Origin of the sequence: Knoellia locipacati (assembly GCF_007992835.1) — a bacterium.
Lineage (GTDB): Bacteria > Actinomycetota > Actinomycetes > Actinomycetales > Dermatophilaceae > Knoellia > Knoellia locipacati.
In genome coordinates this window covers 109,668-131,773 of sequence record NZ_BKBA01000004.1, presented here as the reverse complement: position 1 = coordinate 131,773, position 22,106 = coordinate 109,668, and the positions used below count along the sequence as shown (strand labels likewise).

Annotated in this window: 13 protein-coding genes and 2 tRNA genes; 3 read left to right on the top strand and 12 right to left on the bottom strand. The window is 66.7% G+C overall.

Annotated features, from left to right (window positions below; translation table 11 throughout):
* Window positions 1-5 precede the first annotated feature (5 nt).
* Together dcm and KLO01_RS06470 are read left to right on the top strand one after the other, a co-directional pair.
* On the top strand, window positions 6-1,499 hold the full coding sequence (dcm, locus tag KLO01_RS06475) for a DNA (cytosine-5-)-methyltransferase (RefSeq protein WP_246136089.1): 1,494 nt from the start codon (window positions 6-8) through the stop codon (window positions 1,497-1,499).
* Between the two features lie 62 nt (window positions 1,500-1,561).
* Complete coding sequence (locus tag KLO01_RS06470) at window positions 1,562-3,064, top strand: hypothetical protein (protein ID WP_147063358.1); 1,503 nt, start codon at window positions 1,562-1,564, stop codon at window positions 3,062-3,064.
* On the opposite strand, the gene KLO01_RS06465 is transcribed toward KLO01_RS06470, so the two are convergent.
* The 9 genes from KLO01_RS06465 to gyrB all read right to left on the bottom strand — a co-directional run bounded on the left by KLO01_RS06465 (window position 3,061) and on the right by gyrB (window position 19,038).
* The gene (locus KLO01_RS06465; protein WP_147063355.1) at window positions 3,061-4,143 is read right to left on the bottom strand and encodes a PD-(D/E)XK nuclease family protein; all 1,083 of its coding nucleotides are present in this window, start codon (window positions 4,141-4,143) and stop codon (window positions 3,061-3,063) included. The two genes, KLO01_RS06470 and KLO01_RS06465, sit on opposite strands and share 4 nt — an antisense overlap.
* Complete coding sequence (locus KLO01_RS06460) at window positions 4,143-9,485, bottom strand: DEAD/DEAH box helicase (RefSeq protein WP_147063353.1); 5,343 nt, start codon at window positions 9,483-9,485, stop codon at window positions 4,143-4,145. The genes KLO01_RS06465 and KLO01_RS06460 overlap by 1 nt, the downstream gene beginning before the upstream one ends.
* Before the next feature lie 11 nt (window positions 9,486-9,496).
* Complete coding sequence (locus tag KLO01_RS06455; RefSeq protein ID WP_147063351.1) at window positions 9,497-12,550, bottom strand: hypothetical protein; 3,054 nt, start codon at window positions 12,548-12,550, stop codon at window positions 9,497-9,499.
* A 442-nt stretch (window positions 12,551-12,992) separates the two neighbouring features.
* Window positions 12,993-13,068 (bottom strand) — tRNA-Ala (locus KLO01_RS06450).
* A 28-nt stretch (window positions 13,069-13,096) separates the two neighbouring features.
* Window positions 13,097-13,237, bottom strand: a complete 141-nt coding sequence (locus tag KLO01_RS17100; protein ID WP_186827941.1) for a DLW-39 family protein — start codon at window positions 13,235-13,237, stop codon at window positions 13,097-13,099.
* A 31-nt stretch (window positions 13,238-13,268) separates the two neighbouring features.
* Window positions 13,269-13,345 (bottom strand) — tRNA-Ile (locus KLO01_RS06445).
* A 222-nt stretch (window positions 13,346-13,567) separates the two neighbouring features.
* On the bottom strand, window positions 13,568-14,074 hold the full coding sequence (locus KLO01_RS06440; protein WP_147063349.1) for a DUF3566 domain-containing protein: 507 nt from the start codon (window positions 14,072-14,074) through the stop codon (window positions 13,568-13,570).
* Window positions 14,071-16,776 (bottom strand): DNA gyrase subunit A, encoded by a 2,706-nt coding sequence (gene gyrA / locus KLO01_RS06435; RefSeq protein ID WP_147063699.1) that lies wholly within the window; start codon window positions 16,774-16,776, stop codon window positions 14,071-14,073. Before gyrA ends, KLO01_RS06440 begins: the two co-directional genes overlap by 4 nt.
* A 231-nt stretch (window positions 16,777-17,007) precedes the next feature.
* The gene (gene gyrB / locus KLO01_RS06430) at window positions 17,008-19,038 is read right to left on the bottom strand and encodes a DNA topoisomerase (ATP-hydrolyzing) subunit B (RefSeq protein WP_222611944.1); all 2,031 of its coding nucleotides are present in this window, start codon (window positions 19,036-19,038) and stop codon (window positions 17,008-17,010) included.
* Between the two features lie 348 nt (window positions 19,039-19,386).
* Between gyrB and KLO01_RS06425 the strand changes: the two genes are divergently transcribed.
* Window positions 19,387-20,058: a hypothetical protein gene (locus KLO01_RS06425; RefSeq protein ID WP_147063345.1), complete on the top strand. Its 672-nt coding sequence runs from the start codon at window positions 19,387-19,389 to the stop codon at window positions 20,056-20,058.
* 87 nt (window positions 20,059-20,145) lie between these two features.
* On the opposite strand, the gene KLO01_RS17095 is transcribed toward KLO01_RS06425, so the two are convergent.
* The 3 genes from KLO01_RS17095 to KLO01_RS06405 form a co-directional block, all read right to left on the bottom strand.
* On the bottom strand, window positions 20,146-20,871 hold the full coding sequence (locus KLO01_RS17095; protein ID WP_186827940.1) for a hypothetical protein: 726 nt from the start codon (window positions 20,869-20,871) through the stop codon (window positions 20,146-20,148).
* A 69-nt stretch (window positions 20,872-20,940) separates the two neighbouring features.
* Window positions 20,941-21,582, bottom strand: a complete 642-nt coding sequence (locus tag KLO01_RS17090) for a GNAT family N-acetyltransferase (RefSeq protein ID WP_186827939.1) — start codon at window positions 21,580-21,582, stop codon at window positions 20,941-20,943.
* Complete coding sequence (locus tag KLO01_RS06405) at window positions 21,579-22,070, bottom strand: acyl-CoA thioesterase (protein ID WP_147063340.1); 492 nt, start codon at window positions 22,068-22,070, stop codon at window positions 21,579-21,581. Before KLO01_RS06405 ends, KLO01_RS17090 begins: the two co-directional genes overlap by 4 nt.
* Between the last annotated feature and the right edge of the window lie 36 nt (window positions 22,071-22,106).

Below are 22,106 nucleotides of genomic sequence, written 5' to 3'. Positions count from 1 at the left end.
CCGCCGTGAACAACAGCCTGCCGCTCCACTTCAACCAGTCCGCGCGGCAGCTTGACTTAGCTGATCAGGCAGCTAAGCTGGGGGGTATGGCGAACAGTTCTGCAGCATTCCGATACGCGGATCTCTTCGCCGGCATCGGGGGATTCCACTCGATGCTCGACCATGCTGGCGGTCGGTGTGTCTATGTCTCCGAGATCGACCGCGAAGCCCGCCAGACGTACGTCCACAACTGGGTCGAGCCGCTCCCCGAGGCCATGCGACCCGTCGTCAACACCGACATCACGCTGGCGACGCCCGACGACGGCCCTGTCGACGTGCCACCGCACGACGTCCTCGCGGCGGGCTTCCCCTGCCAGCCCTTCTCCAAGTCCGGATACCAGCGCGGCATGGACGAGGCCCGCGGGACCCTCTTCTGGAACATCGCGAGGATCCTCGAAGAACGCACACCTGCGGTCGTCCTCCTCGAGAACGTCCGCAACATTGCTGGACCACGTCACCGCCACGAGTGGGACGTCATCATCCAGACGCTCCGGGAGATCGGCTACCGCGTCTCGTCCACACCCTCGGTGTTCTCCCCCCACTTTCTTCCGCCCTCCATGGGTGGCACTCCGCAGGTTCGGGACCGGGTCTTCATCCTGGGCACCTTTGTGGGCCCGGAACGCGCACTTGCCGAGGTGGACGTGGCCCCGACGGTCGTTCGCGGCCCCGTCAACGAGTGGAACGTTCACGACTGGGATGCCGAATGGATCCTTGATGACGATGAAGACATCCCCAACATCGCCAGCTACCGCCTCACCGCTGATGAGACCCGATGGGTCGACGTCTGGGATGACCTCGTCCAGCGGATGTGGGCCGCACGCGGTGTGCGCCTGCCCGGGTTCCCCCTGTGGGCCGACGCGTGGGTGCCCGAGCGCGGGCTCGACCCCTTTGAGCTCGACGCGCTCCCGCGCTGGAAGGCGCAGATCCTCATCAAGAACGCGCGGTTCTTCGACGAGCACCGTGACGTGATCCGGGACTGGAAGCGCGCCAACCCTGACTTTGCGTCCTTCCCCGACTCACGCCGCAAGCTGGAGTGGCAGGCCCAGGACACGGCATCTCTGTGGGACACCGTGATGCACTTCCGGCCCTCAGGCATCCGCGCCAAGGCCCCTAGTTACCTGCCCGCGCTAGTGGCTATCACCCAGACGTCGATCATCGGCACCCGCCGACGTCGGCTGACCCCCCACGAGGCCGCGCGACTTCAGGGTTTCGGCCGTAGCTTCGGTTTTGGTGGCCAGCGTGACTCCGCTTCGTACAAGCAGGTAGGCAATGGCGTCGCTGTGGGAGCCGCCTGGCACGTCTTCCGCACGCACGTAGAGCGCGATGCATCAGACCTGCCTCGTCGATTGGTCAACTCAGTTCTCAATGCACCGGTCAAACCCACAGGTGATGCGCTGGCCAACAACGCGACAATTCACGAGGCGCAAAGCGGCGCGGTGACGCAAACGGTCGCCAGCTGAGCGAAGGCTCCGTCTAACAAGCGCCTTCTTGTGATTCGGATGGCACGCATCGCGTCGGGTTCGTGGACCCGAACGTGAGCAGACCAGTGGGGCGCTACGTTGAGCGAGTGTGCGCCACGCCAGCCGACCCGATGTTCTTCCTACCCGCCTCCACGATCGCGGAGGCTGTGACGCGAATCTTTTCGCTGACGGGTGCTGGCGAAGGTGGCACACGAGGGGAGAAGCGCGCCATCATCGCGCTACGGGACGCCCTCGGACTTGAAATCGAGGTGGCCCGCACGAATACACGAATGGCCCAAGAGATCGCTGAAGTCCTGCGAGTCCAGTGGCGGTCCGACTACCACGAACTCAACAGAGTCACCCTCGACGGTCTCAACGCACTGCTCGAGGGTGCAACCGAGGCCTACCACGAGAACTCCTTTCATCGGTTGGAGGGACAGAGACCCGCGAGGCTCAGCGGGCCCGAGTGGCGCGCATTCGAGCCAGCACAGTCGAAGATCGAGGCAGTCAACAGAATCAGCGCCTTGACCGGCTCTGGACCTGAGTGGCTCGGGCCCGGGAGCAAGGAGCACAAGCGCGTGCTCATCAACTTGGCGAGCGTGCTCGCGCCCAGACTTGACGCGCGGCTCACGAAGACGAAGCTCGCGTCAGCCCTCGCGGATGACTTCGGCGCTCCTTGGTCGGCGGAATGTGAGTCGACCGGAGAGACGATTTCGCTCGTCGGTCTCAACACCCTCCTCGCTGGAGCTGAGCGTCGCATGGGCAGGCTTGGATCCGACCGGGCGATGTTGTTGGGCACCCCCGAAGAGGAGGGCGCGGCTCTGGCGGCCGCTCTGCTCGACGCCTGGCGCGCCTCGCCTCAACCCAGTGGGAGCAAACGGGTCGTCTGGGACGCGCGTAAATCCATCCAGTGGATGGTGGAGCAGGGGGTCACGGAGGGACCCAACCAGAACGAATGGCAGGGCTTCTACTGGGAGTCACGAGGGAGAGCCGTCCTGAACGCGGCATTCACTCCCAACCCCAACCCGCCCAGAACCCGCTATGGCAACACCTCGTTCGACTACTCGTTGCGGTTCGTGTGGGACCTTAAGGCCCACACGGAAGCGTGGCGCTACCCGGGCTCAGAGCAAGTGGTGAAGGGGCAGGGCGCGGCGCCGCTGAACGACCAAGAATCGATGAATGCCTGCATCGAGGACCAAGGACTCGGTTTCCTGATGGTCGGTGGAGTCGCAGTGGCGGACGAGGATGAGACGTTCGTGGCGTGGCACCGGCAATTCAAGGCGGCGCAGGGTGTGAAGTCGAAGCCGTCGAACTCCGGTCGATCACGACAGCGCAAGGCAGCGTTCGAGCCCCACCACGTCGAGGCCTTCTACTTCCACAACTTGCCAGCGCTTGAGGCAGCGAAGGCGGCAGGCCAGGTTACCGGCTTTCAGCAGGGAAAGCAGGCGCCCGACGAGGAGGGCACCGAGGGGAGGGCACGCCGTCCTAAGTACAAATTGAGCGTGCCCAAAGCCAGGAGATCGCTGCTCGCGGTGGCGCGCTTCGACTGGCCATGGGAGCACTAGTCTGCTGCCCCCCTCCGTAGGCGTGAGTTCCAACGCATCCGCCCCGTGGAAGGTCCCGCCCGCTCGAGGTCGAGGGCGACGACTTCTTCGCCCATCAGGAGCTTGACACCCGGAGTCAGCAAGAGCCTAAACGTCGTCGAGCCCGGCAATCCGCTGGCAAGGTCTAGGCGAACGCTGTGCTGTCCGGTTCGTTCAGTGACGACGCCGCGAACATCGAGGCGCGGCCAGGCGTCGTCGCGGCTTTCCCAGTAGTCGTCGCAGACGACGCGAAAAGGGCACCACTGGCAGGCCTCAGGACCAGGACGGGCATCGACGGACCCGTCATCCAGCATCTGGTTGAAGGAGTCAATCGCCTCATTTGCCTGGGCGACGACCCGTTGGACCTCCTTGCCCTCGACCTCGCGTTTCTCCTCCCGTCCTCGCACGTCCTGGATGACCACGTCGTTCGGAAGGCTGCCGTAAGCCGTCAGGACCAAGTGGGCGTAGATCAGGAGTTGGCGTTGTTGGTCGTCAGAGATACCCGCTTGGCCCACGCCAGACTTGAGGTCGACCACTCGGATCCTCCCGTCCCGTCTTTCGACGCGATCGGGAGTACCGCATAGCCGCGTGCGCATGTCTTCGAGATACCGCTCTACCCAAGGCAGCGAGGGCTGTCCCGTCGATCCACGACTGATACCAGGAACCCGCGGGCCCTCCCTATCTGCTGGGAGATCCGCCAGCCGTCGGAGCAGGCGAACCCGGGTTGCGACGTAGCCTGGCCAGTCCCTTGGTGCAGGTACTTGCCGGTTAGGCCACGCCCCCTCGATCAGGAGGTTCTCCTGCTGGACCAACGCTTCCCATTGAGCCTCCAGCCACTCTCTGCGATCGGGAGGCAGGGGGGCCGTGCCCTGCGCGACCAGTTCCGTGAGGCGGTGAGCGACCCTCCCCAGCGCGGTCCGAGTCGACTGCGCGACCCAGTGCTTAGTCCGCAAGTCACGTTGAAAAGCAAGGCGTTTGGGACATCTAAGGAGCGCGGTGTAGGCCGACGGAGAGATCTGACTCAGCCGCTCTCCACTAGGTTCCGGCCAGGCCAGAGACATCACATGAGCCACCTCAGCAAGGAGAGAGGCTTCCGAAGCGCTTCGAACACGTCGCTCTGGGTTGTGCCGTGGGCGCCAAGCGAGTCTTCGAGTTCGTCGATGGCGATGATCTGTTCGTCAACGGCGTAGTCCTCATCGCGTTGCCAGAGCGGATGACCCAAGAGGACCGCCTTACCTCGGTCCCTGTGTGCGAGGTAAGGCACGCCACCTTCTGTCTGCCCAGCCTCAAGGCTCATGAGGCGCGTCGAGGCGATCCCTCGTGCGGTCTCGAGCCCGAGGTCGAACCACCGGGATGGGGCGAGAGCCTCTCCCGCTAGCAGGTCCAGCATGTCGAGGGCCAGCCGCCAGTCGAGGGCTCCATGGAGCCGGCGGTTGTCATAAGAGCGGAGGCAGTCGAGGCAAGAGGAGGCGCAGGCTGAGTGAGCCTTCTCGTTCCAGTCCCGCTCCAATGCCAGGCGGGTGGTGCTCAGCAGCTCTCTGAAGTTGTCCTCGCTGCCGAGTTCAGCCGCGTACCCCGCACCGTTGTCGAGCGCATCCGCGATAAACACGGTCATCGACCCCTGGCTCGTGGGGTAGAGGCCGAACTCGAGCTCCTGAGGGTCGATGTCGAGAAGGCGCTTGGCGCTTCGGCGAAGCACCTCCGCCAGCGACCAGTAGGCCGCCATTCCCGCGGGAAGCACCTTTGACGAGTACGGCACCAGACCACCCGGCAGGTGTGCGTTCTGAAGTCCCACGGTAAGAACGTCGGTCGTCCGCAGCTCGCCTATGGCGATCTCCTTGAGCGGCGTGAGCTTCGGAGGCCAGCCCTTGACGTCTGGGAACAGAGACGGGTCGGTCACGAGGTAACTGCCATCGCCGTCTTTGGCGACCGGAAAGAGCGTGCCGTTGTTGTCATTCACCTGCACCAGTTGCGCCTGGTCGTACGACAGGAGCGTGGAGCCGTCGATGGTTACTTCACGGTCGGGCGGCCCACTTACCGAGATGGAGGGCGCACCAGCGCTCGGTGACTCGTCGTTCTCGTCGTCGAAATCTTCCTGTCGATACGTGGTCCGGAAGCCTGAGGGTTGGTGCATGGGGATGAGTCGCAAGGTGGCGGTACAGATCGGACAGATCTCGGTCACTGGCTCGACGAAGCTTGCGCCGCAGGCGTCGCAGGCCCCAACCCGCACCTCCGGACCGATCGCATCGACCGGCGCCATTCCCTTCCAGGTGGGTGTCCAGTCCGCGAAGCCAGCGACGGTGTGGAGGGCGCCGTCGCGAACCACCCTCGCGCCCGGGGCGAACATGGAGACCGCCTGATCGAGGGGCCTGTCGGACACGGACACGGTGTCGAGCTCGCTGACTGCCTTGGGACGCTTCCTGACCAGCCGCCGGACGCGCGTCGGGAAGCCGAACATGGGGAGCACTCCATAGGTTGCAAGGAGTTCACTCAGCTCAGCCGTGGTCCCACCGTCACGCTGAATCGCCTCATCGATTTCTCCGATGAGTTCTCCGTTGGCGGCCCAATCGACGATCTCGTCACGCTGTGTCTGGTCCAGCCCGGTGTGGGCACAGAACCGCGTCACCGTTGGGCTGACGTTCCCTCGTTCGCGCAGCCATCCCTGAATTTCAGGTCGGCGGCCCGGCCAGTCTGCTGTTGTGCCGTAAGTGCCGTGGATGCTGCTGCGCGTCCATTTGGGGGGGTCTTGGAGCGATAGGAAGGCGCGGCGGAGCAGTTCGGCAGCTACAACTCGGCGGACGATTCGAGGGCGCTGGAGGTCGAGGAACGGCTGCGGCGGGTCGTCACCGGTCATTCTTTGCGGGTTGGCGTAGTAGTCGTCATCGTGCGTCCGGTCTCGACAGACCGTGACAGCGTAAGAGAACACCTGGCCGGCTCGGCCGACTCGACCGACGCGCTGTTGGTAGTTGAACCGCTGGGGCGGCATGTTGGCCATCAGGGTCGATCTGAGCGAGCCGATGTCGACGCCGACTTCCATCGTCGTGGTGACGCTGAGGACGTCCAAAGGAACGGTCAGGCTGTTCTCGACCGGATTCGGGAGAAGCACTTCCTTGAAGACCCTTGCACGACGACGCTGCTCACTGAGTGGCTTCGTCTGCCCAGTGAGTTCGGCAGTCGCCATACGGCGCGGTACCTGCCTCGCGAGCCAGCCGTAGTAGTCGGTGTCAAGGTCATCGTGACGCCTCGATCTGGCAACTACCTTGGGTCGGTAGCAGCCGTGGTTTGCACAAACACCCGCTGACGCATGGCCGTGGGAGAAGCTGCACACGCCGCAGACGAACTCCTCGCTGCTGCAGGGAACGAGCACAAGGGGGACTGCCAGCGACTTAAGGTCAAGAAGCCAGTCCTGGACGAGACCTGCCTTGACCAGCTCAGTCGAGACCCATTCCTGCAGATCGCCCATGTCGACCGAGTGGAACTCGGCGACGGCCTTGAGGTAACCATTCACCGCCGGGGGCGGCGAAGCAGTCGGCTTAGAGTCGCCTCCGACCCAACGCCGTCGTATGCCGAGGACCCTGATGACCGAGCTGAGCACTTGTGCGTCGAGGTCTGCGCTACTAAGGGGCCCTCGAGCCGTGGGCTTTCGTCCGCTGGCGAAGTAGGCGATGCCCATGGCCTCGAGATCCCGGCCGGCCCGACCGAAGAGCGCGGTTGCGAGCGCCGTCGCGAGCCGCTCTCGGTGCATCGCTGCCTGAGGTTCGCGGACACCAGGCGGGAGCGGAGTCCAGAGCCCTGGGCTCGGTGGGGTAAACGCTTCCCACCAGGGGCTGTCATCTTGGTTCTTGGCCGCCGAAGGTCCAGAGCCCGCTGGCGGAATACCCAAAGACACCAGGCGGTCTGTGAGTGCCTGTCGCAGTTCGCCCCACTGGACGCGCGAGTTCCCCCTGGCTGTGCGCAGCGCCTCGTCGACGATCGACTGCTCGCTCGGAGCGAGCGGCACGAAGGCGGCCTTGGCCGACAGTTGCGCCGCTTCTGGGTACCGCCCCTTGAAGTCCTCGAACATCAGCTGCTCGGCCGCGTCGAGGGGCTCCATGCGAGCAGCCCTGGCGACAAGTTCATCAATGTCCACCGGTCCCTCGGCAAGGATCTGCTGGGTCACCTGTCGGATCACGTCACGGTAGTGGTTCAGGCCGACGCCAGCCGCCGTCCTCGCAGCGTCGTCCCTGCTGTCCGTGAACACGATCGTCCGGCTTTCGACCGGTGTCTCACCCATGCTTCTGACCAGCTGCGAGAGGTACAGCTGGGTGGACTGTGCCGCCCCTGACGTGTGGGCACGGATGGGGCTCCGTACGGTGCCTGAGAAGTACTTATCTCCTGGGTTCCAGCCTTCGCTGTCGCAACGGGGGCACCGATCCGGTAGGGCAGGGATCTTGGCTCCGTCGTCATGGGCGTCCACCCTCAGCACCCAGCCGTTCCCGTCACCCAGAGCCGGACTGATGAGGCCGACGGCGGGGTCAAGGCGTGCTGGAGCAAACGAGAAGGCGACCGTCTTCTTCGACTCTGGCGTCGTCTTCGTCCACGAGGGGTCGGCCTCGATGGGCCTGTCTCCCGGCCAGAACCACACGTAGTCCCCGTACAGTCGCCTGAACACTGGAGGCGCCTCTGCGCTGACCACTCCGACGTTTGCCGAACCGATGACGACCCCCTCTCCCTCGCCCGCGTTGGGGTTGGCCCGGTCCACGACGAATCCCCCGAGACTCACATCACCGCAGGAGTAGCAGTAGAGCAGCTCAAGAACGCGCGACCCACACGCGTCGCACGCCAACGTGGGGATTCCGAAGACCTTCCCTACGTTCCGGGCTTCGCGCGCTGAGGCTTCAACGCCGCTGCACTCTTGGTTGCTACACGCCCACATGCCGCGCATCGTGCGAACGAACTGATGCGCACGAATTGGCACACCCGCCTGCGCGGTCTTGGCGTCAGCAAGCTCTGCGAGGACTCCCCCCAGTCCTTCCAGGTTGTCGTCGACAGTGCCGAAGAGCCGCTCGGCAACCACGGGAGCCTCGGTCGCCCGCGCACGCCCGCTGTCGGGGTCGACACAGGCGGCAGCCAGGGCCTGCGAGAGGGGTCCTGCCGCGGGCAGGCCAGACCGCCGTATGGAGTGGTGTCGGTCGAGAGTGTGCAGAGGCGGGAGGGTTAAGGGCTTACCTGCGGTCACGAAGAAGCTGGACGGGCTGCAGCCAAAGAATTGCTCCAGGTAGGTGAGGCCGGAAGAGTCCTCAGAGAGCGAGGCGCTGGTGGCGATCACTCGAAGCTGCGGCGAGTCGGGCGCCAGCCCAAGCCGGGCCAACAGGTTGCGGACCACCATCGCCACCTCGCTGCCCTGGGTGCCGCGGTACAGGTGAAGTTCGTCTACCACGAGGGTGAAGACGTTGGTGGTGGAGCTCGCCAGCCACGCCCGGGTCTTCTCGAAGACAGCCTCTTCGTGGTGGCGCATCAACATCGCGTTCAGCATCGAGTAGTTGGTGACCAGGATGTCCGGTGGGTCTTCCACCATCTCCCACCGCACGAGGAGCTCGTGGGCTGTCGGATCGGGGAACTGGGAGAGGTCTTCCTCGCTCACTGTTCCCTCGTCGCGAAGGCGTGAGAACTCAGCGGTCTGATCCCTCAGCTGGCCGAGTACCTCCTCGAAGGCGAAGCCGCCGCCGGAGGGGCGCTTCGTGCTCCCGAGGCTCACTCCGGTATAGCGGCCGAACCACAGAGGGCGCGACGGAAGCTCGTTGCCAATCCGGCGCACGGCTCGCCTGAGCCTTGTCATCTGATCCTCCACGAGCGCGTTCGTGGGGTACAGAATCAGAGTCCGCACGGCGGCCGGGCGCGTCTCCGGGGCGCGCATGGGACGCCACTTGGTGGGGCTCGGCTTCGCCTGCCACCAGACATCCGGTGCAGTCTGGGGGCTCCATGTGCGAGCCTCCTCGGTCAGCCGTAGGAGAGTCGGCAGGAGGAAGCTCTCCGTCTTGCCCGAGCCCGTTCCTGAGGTCACCACGACGTTCCGATGGTCCTCGACGCCGGGCTTGAAGTGGTGCAACACAGCCTCGGCCTGGTGCTCGCGTAACGTAATCGGCTCGCCTGGCTTGACGAAGGATCCGAACAGCGCCTTCCCGACAATCCGCGCCGCCTCATCCGAAATCCCAACCAGACGGGTGGCGTCTAGCAGGTCCTCCGTAGCGGGGTAGGGGAGCACCGGTTCCAGGAGGCACTCGCTGAGCAGCATGTCCTTTGACTGCAGGATGTGGCGGCGCTCTCGCATAAGCTGCTCATTGCGAAGCCAGAAGGCGGTGTCGACGTAGCGCAGGTAGGCAGACGCAAGGTCGTCACGAAGGGTAAGCGGGGTTGTCTTCACGACACCTCAGTTCAGGACGCGAGCAGTGAGTTGAGATCGTCGGCTACCCAACGGGGGACGTCTCGGTATCCGATGGAGCGCGTCTTGACCGAGACGACGGGTGCTCGCCCTGAACACAGCGCGGCGACGCGTCCGTACAGGCCGGGCAAGTCAGCGCCGATCGGGACGAGAAGCATGGACTGGCGTTCTAGGTAGCCGAGTAAGGGTCCGCGGGACGCCCGCGCGGCAAGGTGTTTGACGAGCTGAATGCTGCCTACGCGGCCACGGCGATCAAGGGCACCTCGGTGGTCGACCCACAGCGTTGTGGTTCGGAACGACTGCTCCAGGCGATAGGCGCCGGGAACACCAACTCCAGGTACGGGCCTCCATGCGGCATCGTGCACGTCGAAGAGCGCTGCCTTGGTGTAGTCAGGAATGGGTGCCTCCGTTAGCCCCGCCTCGACCTCGCTCAGCGGCGGAAGTGCAGCCATCATCTGCCTGACGGCGTCGGGAACCACGTACGCCTCGAGTGCGAGCTCGTTCACCAGCGCAGTCAAGGTCTCCGCATCAACCCCCCGTGCAAACCAGCTGGTGAGTTGGTCGTCCTGCCTCTCAGGGACCAGCTCACCGCCTTGATCCATCAAGGCCTTGCCCAGTGCGTCCCGAGATCCCGAGGACCACACGCCCGCGAGGACGAACCCGGCGTGCAGGGTCTCCGCCAGGTAGGCGGGATTCGCTTCCCAGTCCTTTGGCTGCAGAGCAGAGTCTCGGCGAACGTCGATCTGTCCCAGGGTCTCGAGAGTGCGGAGGAACCCGTCAACGAACAGGCTCGACCCCTCGGCTTGGGTCGCTACCCTCTCGAAGGAGCCGATGGTTCCTCCCCCTACATGGACGAGAGCATCCATGCACACGTCCCAACTTGCACCGAGTTCTGTATGGCTCGGCAACTGTGAGAAGTGGATGGTGGGGGCATCCTTGGCCTTGGTTCCGGGCTTCTTCCATCGAGGCGTCGCGGGGAGCGACTTCTTGAGGCCGCATGTCTTGCAGACGCCCTGGATCTGCCCCCGGACCCTTCCGCCATAGAAGGTTGGGAGCTCTAGGTAGTGGGCACCGGTCACTACGCAGGAATTCGGGTCGGCGACGCCCAGAACCACAACCGGCGCCGCCGACGACGACGACTGGCGAACGCTCCAGCTGGCGCCATCGCGGGCGGCCACGGTAGTAAGGGCGCCAGCACGCGCCCCGATTGTGTTGAGTCCGTCAACGACGATGCCGCTGTCCTCGCTTGCCTCCATGGCCGACAACGGGCCAAGTTGGCTTCGGTCAAGCTCATAGTTCAGTCGGGTACACGTCGACCAGTTGACAGCGTCGGGTGTGTCCCCTGACCGAAGGCGCAAAGTGCTGAGCGCGATGGCGCTGCCGTTGACGGCAAGCTCAATCTCGTAGTCGCCATCCATCAGACCCAAGCCAGTGAGCGGCACCACCATCGCGGAAACGGCCTCCGTCCAGTTTCGAACGTGCACACGCTCTTCGCCAAGCTCGGTCAACGTGAGGGACATTTCCTCCGCTTCCGCGACCGCCGCCCGGATCTCCGGCGGATGCAAGCTCGACCACTTGCGGATACGGCCGGGCATCTTCAGGCCACCAGACAGGTTCAGCTGCGCGGTGGTCAGTGGGACGAGCGCGTGAAGGTCGAGACGTTGGACGCCTTGGGGAATGGCGTAGAGCTGCACGTCGTCAATCAGGGCCCACCCCTCCGGTAGGCCGGCCAGCATCGCTTGTTCCGAGTCCCCGGATGATCGGTACACGGTGCCGTGATGTCCGTACTTACCGATTACCTGAAGTACCTCATCAAGCAGAGTCTTGTCGTCCTTGACCAGCAGCAGGGCATCGTCAGCCAGCTGCACCCGTTCGACCTCTACGAGGATGCCGAGCAGTTCATCCTTCCTAAGCGGGACAACTCGCCTGGGGCGCCGGGTGATGGTCTGACCGGAGCCAGGCTCCACGAAGGTGAGAATCGCCCCGGCCAGTGAGTTTGGGTCAAGCCTGCTCCCGGGGGTGGGGCGGAGACGTGCTCCGGCAGCCGGGATGACTCCAATCGAGGGCTTGCCCTCTGCGGATTCGATACGGAGGTAACCAACCGGCACCGGCGTCGGAAGCCGCGCCGCGAACGACAGCTCGAGACTTCTCGACCCGAACTGCTGGCGCAGTAGAGCCGTCAGCTGGACTTCCCCGGATGACTTGACGGCCGTGTCCGATGTGTCACGCACGGTGCCGTCCCAGTGTGCGAGTTCGACAGCGACGACGCCCGCAATGCGTTCCCGCGCCCTGCCGCCGTTCCACAGCCTCCGCAGGTTCGCGGTCACGGGCGATGGCGTCTGTCGGATCCAAAGATCCAGCAGCCTCTCGAGGTCGGCGGCGATCAGTTCAGACCCTGGCGCGAGCCCGAACTGCCTGAAGAATGTGGGGAGTCTGCCCCGATCAGTCGCTCGCACCAGTGCTTGTGACTGGGGGATGCCCACGTATCGATGTCCGAGTGCGTAGGCCGTCGGAAGCCCACGACGACCCTCCTGCGCTTCGAGGTATTCGTTCAAGCCGCGCCACAACGACTCCGTGACTGGGAACTTCGACACGAGCCGCCTCACGTCCTTGGAATCAAGGTCGAAGAGCTGGCCCAGCCGCGGGTAGTAGGCGTTGGCCGCAAGGCTGGCATCGGAGCCCATCTTCTCTGCTGCCATCACCAAGGTGGTGAGGAGCGCGATGACCGGCGGCGGCGGGATGTCCTGCGTCAGGCGCTTGCCCCGCGGCCCGGAAGAGCGCAGGAACCTCCGCCGCCAGTCGTTGTATCGGTGGACGTGAGTCGCGAGCACGAAGTCACCTTCACCGAGACCAAGGGTGGGGCGAACCGCGGCCACGAGGGCATCGGTTGCTTCCTTGACCGACAGCCCCATCCCCTTTGCGCAGTCCTCAAGGAGGGAACTGTCGACGTCGATGTATGCCGGGAGATCGGCCTGGGAACCCCCAAAGAACTGCGCCGTCAGCGCATCGTTCCATTGCGCGTATTGCGCCCAAACGCCCTTGTCCACAGCGATCCCTCGAACTTCCCGTTGCGCTCTGCTCGACGAGTGAGTGCCGCGACCGGCCCCCTGCCACACCTCTCCGAGTGATCCGTGCCAAATCCGGTTCAGCAGTGTCAGAAAGCAATGAATCTACGGGGATTGCGGCAAAGTTATCCATTTCTCGGTGTGGGTGCGTGGGATTGGTGAAATTCATACCCGTGGTCGCTATGGCATCTCAAGTACCCAGCGCCACGGATCTTGACTCCGGCCGTTATGCGAGGGCTCCAGGTCGCTACGCGCTGACCCGAAGTATCCGCGAGCCCCGTCACATCGCAGACCCGCAAGAAAGAGCGCTACAACTTCTCTATTGGTGCAGCCGTTGCGACTAGTACCCCACGCGCCCAGGTCTATGTAAGCCCCAAGTGCGGCAAAAGGCCCCTCCCGGCATACGGGAAGGGCCTTCGAGATGTGGTGGAGCCAAGGGGACTCGAACCCCTAACCCCCTGCTTGCAAAGCAGGTGCGCTACCAATTGCGCCATGGCCCCCAGGCGGTGACGGGCACCGCCGGGTGTTTCAGTTCTTCGGGAGCTGCGAGGCCGAACCGGTGTCGGTGGCCTCGGCCCAGAGCCGCTGGTCGGCGCCCTGTGCGTCGAGCTTCTTCTTGACCACACCTGCCGTGACAGCGGTCAGGACGACGAGGAGGAGCTTCTTCACGGGTGCACCACCTGGCAGGTCGAGGATCGGATGGTGGGCCTAAGAGGACTTGAACCTCTGGCCTCTTCCTTATCAGGGAAGCGCTCTAACCGTCTGAGCTATAGGCCCGTCGCCAATCCGGCGGCGCCACCTGCACAGGCGGCGCGAGAGACGAGGTTACCCCACCCACCGGGTGCCCACCAAAACGGTATGCCGGCCGCTCACGGGAGCGGCCGGCATACCGGATGTCTGTGCTCACTCCACCCCGGAAACGGGCACTGGGCACGGCCGCGGCGGCCGTGCCCAGTGCACCGAACCCACTTCGGGCGGGAATGGTGTGACAGGCGAGGGTCAGTCGTCGGTGAGGGTGAGCTGGAGGCCGCCGACGAGGCTGCTCGACACGTTGTAGAGGAACGCGGCGAGGGTCGCGAGCGCCGTCATGAGGATGACGTCGATGACGCCGACGACGATGGCCAGGGACACCACCCGGCCGAAGCCGAGGAAGTCCATGATGTCGAAGGTGTTCTCGCCGTCCTGGATGATCTGGCCGACGAGGCCGTTGACCTGGTCGAAGACGCCCATCCCGGCGAGGATCATCCACAGCACGGCGACCATGACGACGCCGGCGATGCCCAGGGCGACCGACAGCAGGAACGACATCTTCATCGCCGACCACGGGTCGACTCGCGAGACGGTGAGGCGGACCCGGCGGCCCGAGGCGCGGGCGGCGGACGCCGGCTGGGCCGGCGCGGCCGATCGGGCCGAGCTGTCGGAGGGACGGCTCATCGAGCGCGTCGGCTCAGGCGTGGATCCCGATGCCGAGCGCATCGAGGTGCCGGCCTGGTCTGCGGTGCTCACTCGTCGTCTCCTTCATCCGCTGCCTCGGCGTCAGCGTCGTCCTTGTCCACCGACGGTACGCCATCGGTCACCGGGTGGTCACCCTCCGCACCTGTGGGTGCGGACGTGTCGTCACCGGCGACATCGGGGCTTCCGTCGGTAGCCTGGGCGTCCCTCACGGCCGCCGCCTCCTCGGCGCTCAGCGGCTCGCCGTCGACCGGGGAGACCCCCTCGGCGTCGGCCTCGGCGACCTCCTCCTCGACGGCCTTCTCGGCGTTGCGGGCGACACCGACGATGGCGTCGTTGCGGCCGGGCTTGGCGAACCAGACGCCACCGGTGTTGCGACCGGTGAGGCGGACCTCGTCGACGCGCGAGCGGACGATGTTGCCGCGCTCGAAGACGACCATGACCTCGTCGTCCTCGTCGACCGTGAGGGCACCGACGAGGTCGCCGCCCTTCTCGGTCTGCTTGGCGACGGTGACACCGAGGATCGCGCGGCCCTTGACGTTCCACTGCGAGGCCTTGGAGCGCTTGGCCAGGCCCGACTCGAAGACGACGAAGACGTCGGGGTCGGTGCCCTCCTCGATGACCGACATCGAGAGCAGCGAGTCCTCGCCGCGGAACTTCATGCCGGTGACGCCGGACGTCGAGCGACCCATGGGGCGCAGCGTCGCGTCGTCGGCGTGGAAGCGGACCGACTGGCCCTTCTTGGAGACGAGCAGCAGGTCGTCGGACGAGCTGGTCAGCCCGGCGCCCACGAGCTCGTCGCCGTCGCGCAGGTTGACGGCGATGAGGCCGCCCGAGCGCGGGGAGTCGTACTCGGCCAGGCGGGTCTTCTTGACGAGACCGTTCTGGGTGGCGAGGACGAGGTAGGGCGAGGTGCCGTAGTCACGCAGCGCGAGCACCTGGGCGATGTGCTCGTCGGGCTGGAACGCCATGATGTTGGCGACGTGCTGGCCCTTGCTGTCACGGCTCGCGTCGGGCAGCTCGTAGGCCTTGGCGCGGTAGACCCGGCCGAGGTTGGTGAAGAAGAGCAGCCAGTGGTGCGAGGTCGTCGTGAAGAAGTGCGCCACGACGTCCTCGCCGCGCAGCTGCGCACCCTTGACGCCCTTGCCGCCGCGCTTCTGCGAGCGGTAGGCGTCGACCTTGGTGCGCTTGGCGTAGCCACCCCGGGTGATCGTCACGACGACGTCCTCCTCGGGGATGAGGTCCTCCATCGACATGTCGCCGTCGAAGCCGTGGATCACGGTGCGGCGCTCGTCGCCGTACTTCTCGACGATGCCGGCGAGCTCGTCGGACACGATCGTCCGCTGGCGCTCGGGCTTGGCGAGGATGTCCTGGTAGTCCTCGATCTCGCGCTGGATGGCGTCGTGCTCGTCGATGATCTTCTGGCGCTCGAGGGCCGCGAGACGACGCAGCTGGAGCTCGAGGATCGCGCGGGCCTGGATCTCGTCGATCTCGAGGAGCTCGATGAGACCGTCGCGCGCGGCCTCGGCCGTGGACGAGCGACGGATGAGCGCGATGACCTCGTCGAGCAGGTCGAGCGCCTTGAGCAGCCCGCGCAGGATGTGGATCCGGTCCTCGGCCTCCTTGAGGAGGTAGGCCGTGCGGCGCTGGATGACGTCGATCTGGTGGTCGACCCAGTGCCGGATGAACGCGTCGATCGGCAGGGTGCGCGGCACGCCGTCGACGAGCGCGAGCATGTTGGCGCCGAAGTTCGTCTGGAGCTGCGTGTGCTTGTAGAGGTTGTTGAGCACGACCTTGGCGACCGCGTCGCGCTTGAGCACGATGACGAGGCGCTGGCCGGTGCGACCGGACGTCTCGTCGCGGATGTCGGCGATGCCCTGGAGGCGGCCCTCCTTGACGTGCTCGGCGATCTTCTGCGCGAGGCTGTCGGGGTTGACCTGGTAGGGCAGCTCGGTGATGACGAGGCACTGCCGGTTCTGGATCTCCTCGACCTCGACGACCGCGCGCATGATGACCGAGCCACGGCCGGTGCGGTAGGCGTCGTCGATGCCCTTGCGGCCCATGATGAGGGCGCCCGTGGGGAAGTCCGGCCCGGTGATCCGCGCCATGACGGCCTCGAGGGCCTCCTCGCGCGACGCCTTGGGGTTCTCGAGCACCCACTGGGCGGCGGCGGCGACCTCGCGCAGGTTGTGCGGCGGGATCTGGGTGGCCATGCCGACGGCGATGCCGGACGAGCCGTTGACGAGCAGGTTGGGGAAGCGCGCGGGGAGCACGGTCGGCTCGAGCGTCTTGCCGTCGTAGTTCGGGGCGAAGTCGACGGTCTTCTTGTCGATGTCGCGCACGAGCTCCATCGACAGCGGCGCCATCCGGCACTCGGTGTAGCGCGGGGCCGCGGCCGGGTCGTCGCCCGGGCTGCCGAAGTTGCCCTGGCCCTGCACGAGTGGGTAGCGCAGCGACCAGTCCTGCACGAGGCGGACGAGGGCGTCGTAGATCGCGCTGTCACCGTGCGGGTGGTACTGACCCATGACGTCACCGACGACGCGGCTGCACTTGTTGAAGCCGCGGTCGGGCCGGTAGCCACCGTCGTACATCGCGTAGATGACGCGCCGGTGCACGGGCTTGAGCCCGTCGCGCACGTCGGGCAGGGCACGGCTGACGATGACCGACATCGCGTACTCGATGTAGGAGCGCTGCATCTCGGTGTTGAGGTCGATCTCCTCGACCCGGTCGGTCTCACCGGGAGAGCGGTCGTGCATGACCGAGCCCTGCTCGCCCGTGTCCTCGGTGTCCAGGTCGTTCTCGGTGCCGTCGATGTCGTCAGCCATCAGTTCCCTTGTCTCTCAGTGCAGTTCGCACACGGCGAGGTATGCCGTGAAGTCAGTTCGTGGGCCGTGCGCCGGTCCCCGGCGGTGCTGCGTCCGCAGATGTGGTCGAGCTCTCGACCATGGCTGCGGACGCAAGCGGGAGGTGGGCGGACGGCATACGGGTCAGATGTCCAGGAAGCGCACGTCGCGGGCGTTGCGCTGGATGAACGAGCGGCGCGACTCGACGTCCTCGCCCATGAGGACCGAGAAGATCTCGTCGGCGGCAGCGGCGTCGTCGAGCGTCACCTGGAGGAGCACCCGGTGGTCGGGGTCCATCGTGGTCTCCCACAGCTCCTGGTAGTCCATCTCGCCCAGACCCTTGTAGCGCTGGATCCCGTTGTCCTTGGGCATGCGCCGGCCCTTGCTCTGGCCCTCGGCGACGAGGGCGTCGCGCTCGCGGTCGGTGAACGCGAACTCGTGCGGGGCATTGCTCCACTTGATGCGGTAGAGCGGGGGCTGCGCGAGGTAGACGTAGCCGGCCTCGATCAGCGGCTTCATGAACCGGAAGAGCAGCGTGAGCAGCAGCGTCCGGATGTGCATGCCGTCGACGTCGGCATCGGCCATGATGACGATCTTGTGGTAGCGGGCCTTCTCGATCGTGAAGTCCTCGCCGATGCCGGTGCCGAACGCCGAGATGAGCGCCTGGACCTCCTGGTTGGCGAGGGCCTTGTCGAGGCGGGCCCGCTCGACGTTGAGGATCTTGCCGCGGATCGGGAGGATCGCCTGGGTGAAGGGGTTGCGGCCACGCACGGCCGAGCCGCCGGCGGAGTCACCCTCGACGATGAACACCTCGGAGACGGCCGGGTCCTTGGCCTGGCAGTCGCGCAGCTTGCCGGGGAGTCCACCGGACTCGAGCACGCGCTTGCGGGTCGCCTCACGCGCCTTGCGGGCGGCGAGACGCGCCGTCGCGGCCTGGATCGCCTTGCGGACGATCTCCTTGCCCTCGGCGGGGTGGCGCTCGAGCCAGTCGCCGAACGAGTCGGTCATGGCGCGCTGGACGAAGCCCTTGACCTCGGAGTTGCCGAGCTTGGTCTTGGTCTGGCCCTCGAACTGGGGCTCGCCGAGCTTGACGCTGATGACGGCGGTGAGGCCCTCGCGCACGTCGTCGCCGGTGAGGTTCTCGTCCTTGTCCTTGAGCTGGTTCTGCTTGCGGGCGAAGTCGTTGATCATCTTCGTCATCGCGGCGCGGAAGCCCTCTTCGTGGGTGCCACCCTCGTGCGTGTTGATCGTGTTGGCGTAGGTGTGGACCGACTCGCTGTAGGCGGTCGTCCACTGCATCGCGAGCTCGAGGCTGAGCGCGCGCTCGGTGTCCTCGACCTCGATGCTGATGATGTCGGGATGCACCGGGTCGGACTTCTTGCTCGACACGAGGTGGGTGACGTAGTCGACGAGGCCGTTGTCGTAGCGGTAGGAGACGGTGCGCTTGCGCGACTCGTTGCCCTCGACCGCCTCGGCCGCCTCGTCCTCGGAGGCCTCGGCGACGCGCTCGTCGGTGAGGTTGATCGTCAGGCCCTTGTTGAGGAAGGCCATCTGCTGGAACCGCGCGCGGATCGTCTCGTAGTCGTAGGCGACGGTCTCGAAGATCTTGTCGTCGGCCCAGTAGGTGATCGTCGTGCCGGTCTCGTCGGTCTCGCCGACCTGCTCGAGCGGCGCGAGGCGCTCACCGTGGTCGAACTCCATCCGCCACACGTGGCCGAGCTGGCGCACCTCGGCGATGAGCCGGGTGGCGAGCGCGTTGACGACGGACGAGCCGACGCCGTGGAGACCACCGGAGACCTTGTAACCGCCGCCGCCGAACTTGCCACCGGCGTGGAGCTGGGTGAGGACGAGCTCGACGGTGGAGATGCCGTAGGCGTCGTTCATGCCCGTCGGGATGCCACGGCCGTTGTCCTTGACCCGGACACCGCCGTCGGCGAGGAGGGTGACGTCGATCGTGTCGGCGTGGCCGGCGAGGCTCTCGTCGACCGCGTTGTCGACGATCTCCCAGACGAGGTGGTGCAGGCCGCGCTCACCGGTGGACCCGATGTACATGCCGGGACGCTTGCGGACCGCCTCGAGGCCCTCGAGCACCTGGATGGCGGAGGCGTCGTATGCCGCGTCCGCGTCGACCGCGGAGGAGCTGCGTGCCGGTGTGGTCGTCTCGCTGCCGGTCACCTCGGCCGGGGCCGCGGCGGTGTCCTGCGGCGCCTCCTGCCCGGTGGTCTCGGGCGTCTCGATGCTGTTGTCGTCGGGCGTGCTGGGCACGGTGCTCCTTCAGCTGGTCTGGCTCATGCCACGCGCCCGGGACGGAGATTCGCCCTGGGCGCGATGTTCGCCCTCCAGTTTACCCGTCAGTCCTGTCAGCGCACGTCGCTGGAGGCCCGTCAGCGGTGTTTCTTCGACTTTTCACTCCTCTTTCCGACCCGGCATACGGCCCCCACCCCTCTCAGGGCGTCTGGTGGCGTTTTCCGAGGGTTGTGGAAAAGGCGCTCCCACGCACGTTCGTCTGGTTACTCTTCGGCCATGCTCAAGCCGTGGGTCCCTCTGGCGACCGTCCTGTCCCTCGCCCTCACCGCGTGCGGGGTCCTCGAGGGACCGCCCACCCGGCCGGCCGGCTCTGCGGTCAGCTCCTCCACGGCCGCTGGCTCGCCCAGCACGGCGCCGACGCCGACCCCGGACCTCCCGGCCGGGCACGCTTGGCAGACCGTCGACGAGGTCTCGGTGACGTTCGCCGTCCCCGAGACATGGACGGCGATGAACCCCAAGAAGCTCCTCGAGGGTGGCGACACCTCGGCCTTCGACGAGATGGCCTCGAAGATGGGCGTGACGTCGAGGCAGATGATGCAGGCCGTCGGCAACGCCGACCTGCTCATGCTGGCGCCGCCGCGCAGCGGCTACGCCGACAACATCTCGGGGCTCGTCGTGCCGCTCGAGGGCCTGCCCACCGACGCCCAGCTCATGGCCGAGCTGGGCAAGGTGTCCGAGGCCCCCGTGGTCGTCACGCCGGGGGAGTCCCCGGCCGGGCCGACGATCTCGGCCGACTACTCCCTCCAGGTGTCCGGGCGCACGGTGACGGGGCGCTCGCTCTTCGTCGAGACCCAGGACGGCGTCCTCAACCTGTCGGTGTCGGCCCTCGACCCGGCGACGACGAAGGCGGTCGCCGAGACCATCGCCTCCACGATGCACCCGGCCTGAGCCACTCCGGCCTCAGCCGCCCGGGCGTGGGCCGACCCGGCCTGAGCCGCCCCAGGCCCGTTCGAGCCCCGCGAGTCGGAGGGCTCGTCAGCGACCGGTGGTGAAGTAGGTCCAGGTGCCGTCCTCGGAGATGCCGACCCGGTAGCCGGTGTAGCCGCCGTCGTCCTGGCGCATCTTGGTCGCCTGCGCCCGGGTGATGAGACCCGCGCTGACGACCTTGTCCCACTCGGCGTCGCTCTGGGCGAACTGCTCCGAGAAGACCTTGGGCTGGATCGTCCCGTCGAACGCCTCGGTGGGGGCCATCGACAGCAGGATCGCGAGCGCGACGTAGCTCGAGCCGGCCTTGCTCGTGAAGACCGAGGCGGCAGGCTGGTCGCCGGCGAGGCCGGTGGCGTCGGCGCGGGCCAGGGTGACGAGGGTCGCGGCGTCACATGCACGTGCTGCCGTGGAGATCTTCTTGGCCTTCGTCGCAGCGGCGGCCGACATGCCCGCCGTGTTGGCGGGGGCCACCTTCGAGGCCGCACAGGCGGGCGCGGCGGTGCGGGTGGGCGTCGGCGTGGGGGACGCGGTGGTGGGTGTGGGGGTCGGCGTCGGGGTCTGCGTGGGGGTCGGGGTCGGTGTTGCCGTTGCCGTCTCCGTCTCCGGGGTCGGCGTCTGCGACGGTGTCTCGCTGGCGCTCGAGCTCGTCGAGGGGGACGGTGCCGCCGTGGGCTCGTCGTCCGAGCAGGCGCTGAGCGCGAGCGCGGCGAGCAGCAGCGGTGCCACCGTGCGGGTGACCCGGCGGGTGGACAGGACGGAGCCCCGGTGCGTCATGCGGTCACTGTAACGGGAGTGACGGGTGTGACTCCAGAGCGCCGCGGCGCCGGGAAGGACTCGAACCGGTCACGGCCGGTAGAGCTGCACCGACCCCACGGGCTCGAACCCGGCGGCGAGGGCGGCGCGCAGGCTCGCGACGTTGCCGGGCGAGACGAGGGCCAGCACCGGCTCGCCCGCCGGCACCAGCGCACGGGCCTCGCGCACCGTCCGGGTCCCGAGACCGGTCCCACGGGCCGACGGCGCGACCTCGTAGCTCACGACCGCGAGCCCGCCGAAGGACCGGCCCAGCGTGACCACGACGTCGTCGCGCCCCGGCCAGCCGTGCACCGAGACGTCGTCACGCACCTCCGCGGCGTGCACGGCACGCGGATGCTCGACCAGGTCGGGCCGCTCGACGAGGGCGCCGCCGTCGGCGTCACCGCCGGTGCCGGGCGCGACGAGGACGGCGTCGAGCACGTCCACCCAGCCCGTGTCACCGACGAGCCGCGCCATGACCCGCGGGTCGTGGGCGCCGCCGAACCCGTCGACGCCCCACGCGGTGAGGTCGTCGTCGGACACCTCCGGCGGGGCACTCACGGCGGCGTGTCCCGTGAACGCGAGCACGGCATACAGGTCGGTTCTCCACGGCGCGATCCGTTGCCACGACCCGTCGGCGGGGCGGTGCCGGCCGCGCCACGCGTCGACGACGAGGTCGGCGGCGGACGTCACGGCTGGGCGGGACGGACGGACTCGGCGGGCTGGGCGGCGAGGGCCCGCTCGACCACGGACCGCACGTCGTCCGGGATCGCCACCGAGTGCCGCCCGGCGCGGTCGATGTAGACCTGCGCCCACAGCCCGTGGGCCGCGATCTCGTCGCTGCCGTCGGCGAAGAGCCCGAACGCGAAGGTCACGCTCTTGGTGCCGACGCGCTCGACGCGGACCCCGACGTCGACGGGGTGCGGATAGGCCAGCTCGGCATAGAAGCGGCACGACGACTCGGCCACGACACCCAGGGTCGGGGTGCTCGTCTCGTCGGTGCCGGTCTCGCGGATGAGCCACGCGTTGAGGACCGAGTCGAAGAGCTCGTAGTAGACGGCGTTGTTGAGGTGGCCGTACATGTCGTTGTCGGCCCACCGGGTCGTGACGCGCTGGAGCTCGGGGAAGTCGGCGCGGGTGAGGGTGCGGGGGTCGGGGGTGGCGCCGGTCTCCGAGGTCATGCCGCCGAGCGTAGTTGCGCCCCGCTGCGGTTCCAC

Excerpts from the sequence above, each read along its gene's own strand:
- KLO01_RS06465 (WP_147063355.1), bottom strand. The coding sequence starts at position 4,143 with ATGTCTCTGGCCTGGCCGGAACCTAGTGGAGAGCGGCTGAGTCAGATC.
- gyrA (WP_147063699.1), bottom strand. The coding sequence starts at position 16,776 with ATGCACGACCGCTCTCCCGGTGAGACCGACCGGGTCGAGGAGATCGAC.
- KLO01_RS06425 (WP_147063345.1), top strand. The coding sequence starts at position 19,387 with ATGCTCAAGCCGTGGGTCCCTCTGGCGACCGTCCTGTCCCTCGCCCTC.
- KLO01_RS17095 (WP_186827940.1), bottom strand. The coding sequence starts at position 20,871 with ATGACGCACCGGGGCTCCGTCCTGTCCACCCGCCGGGTCACCCGCACG.
- KLO01_RS06405 (WP_147063340.1), bottom strand. The coding sequence starts at position 22,070 with ATGACCTCGGAGACCGGCGCCACCCCCGACCCCCGCACCCTCACCCGC.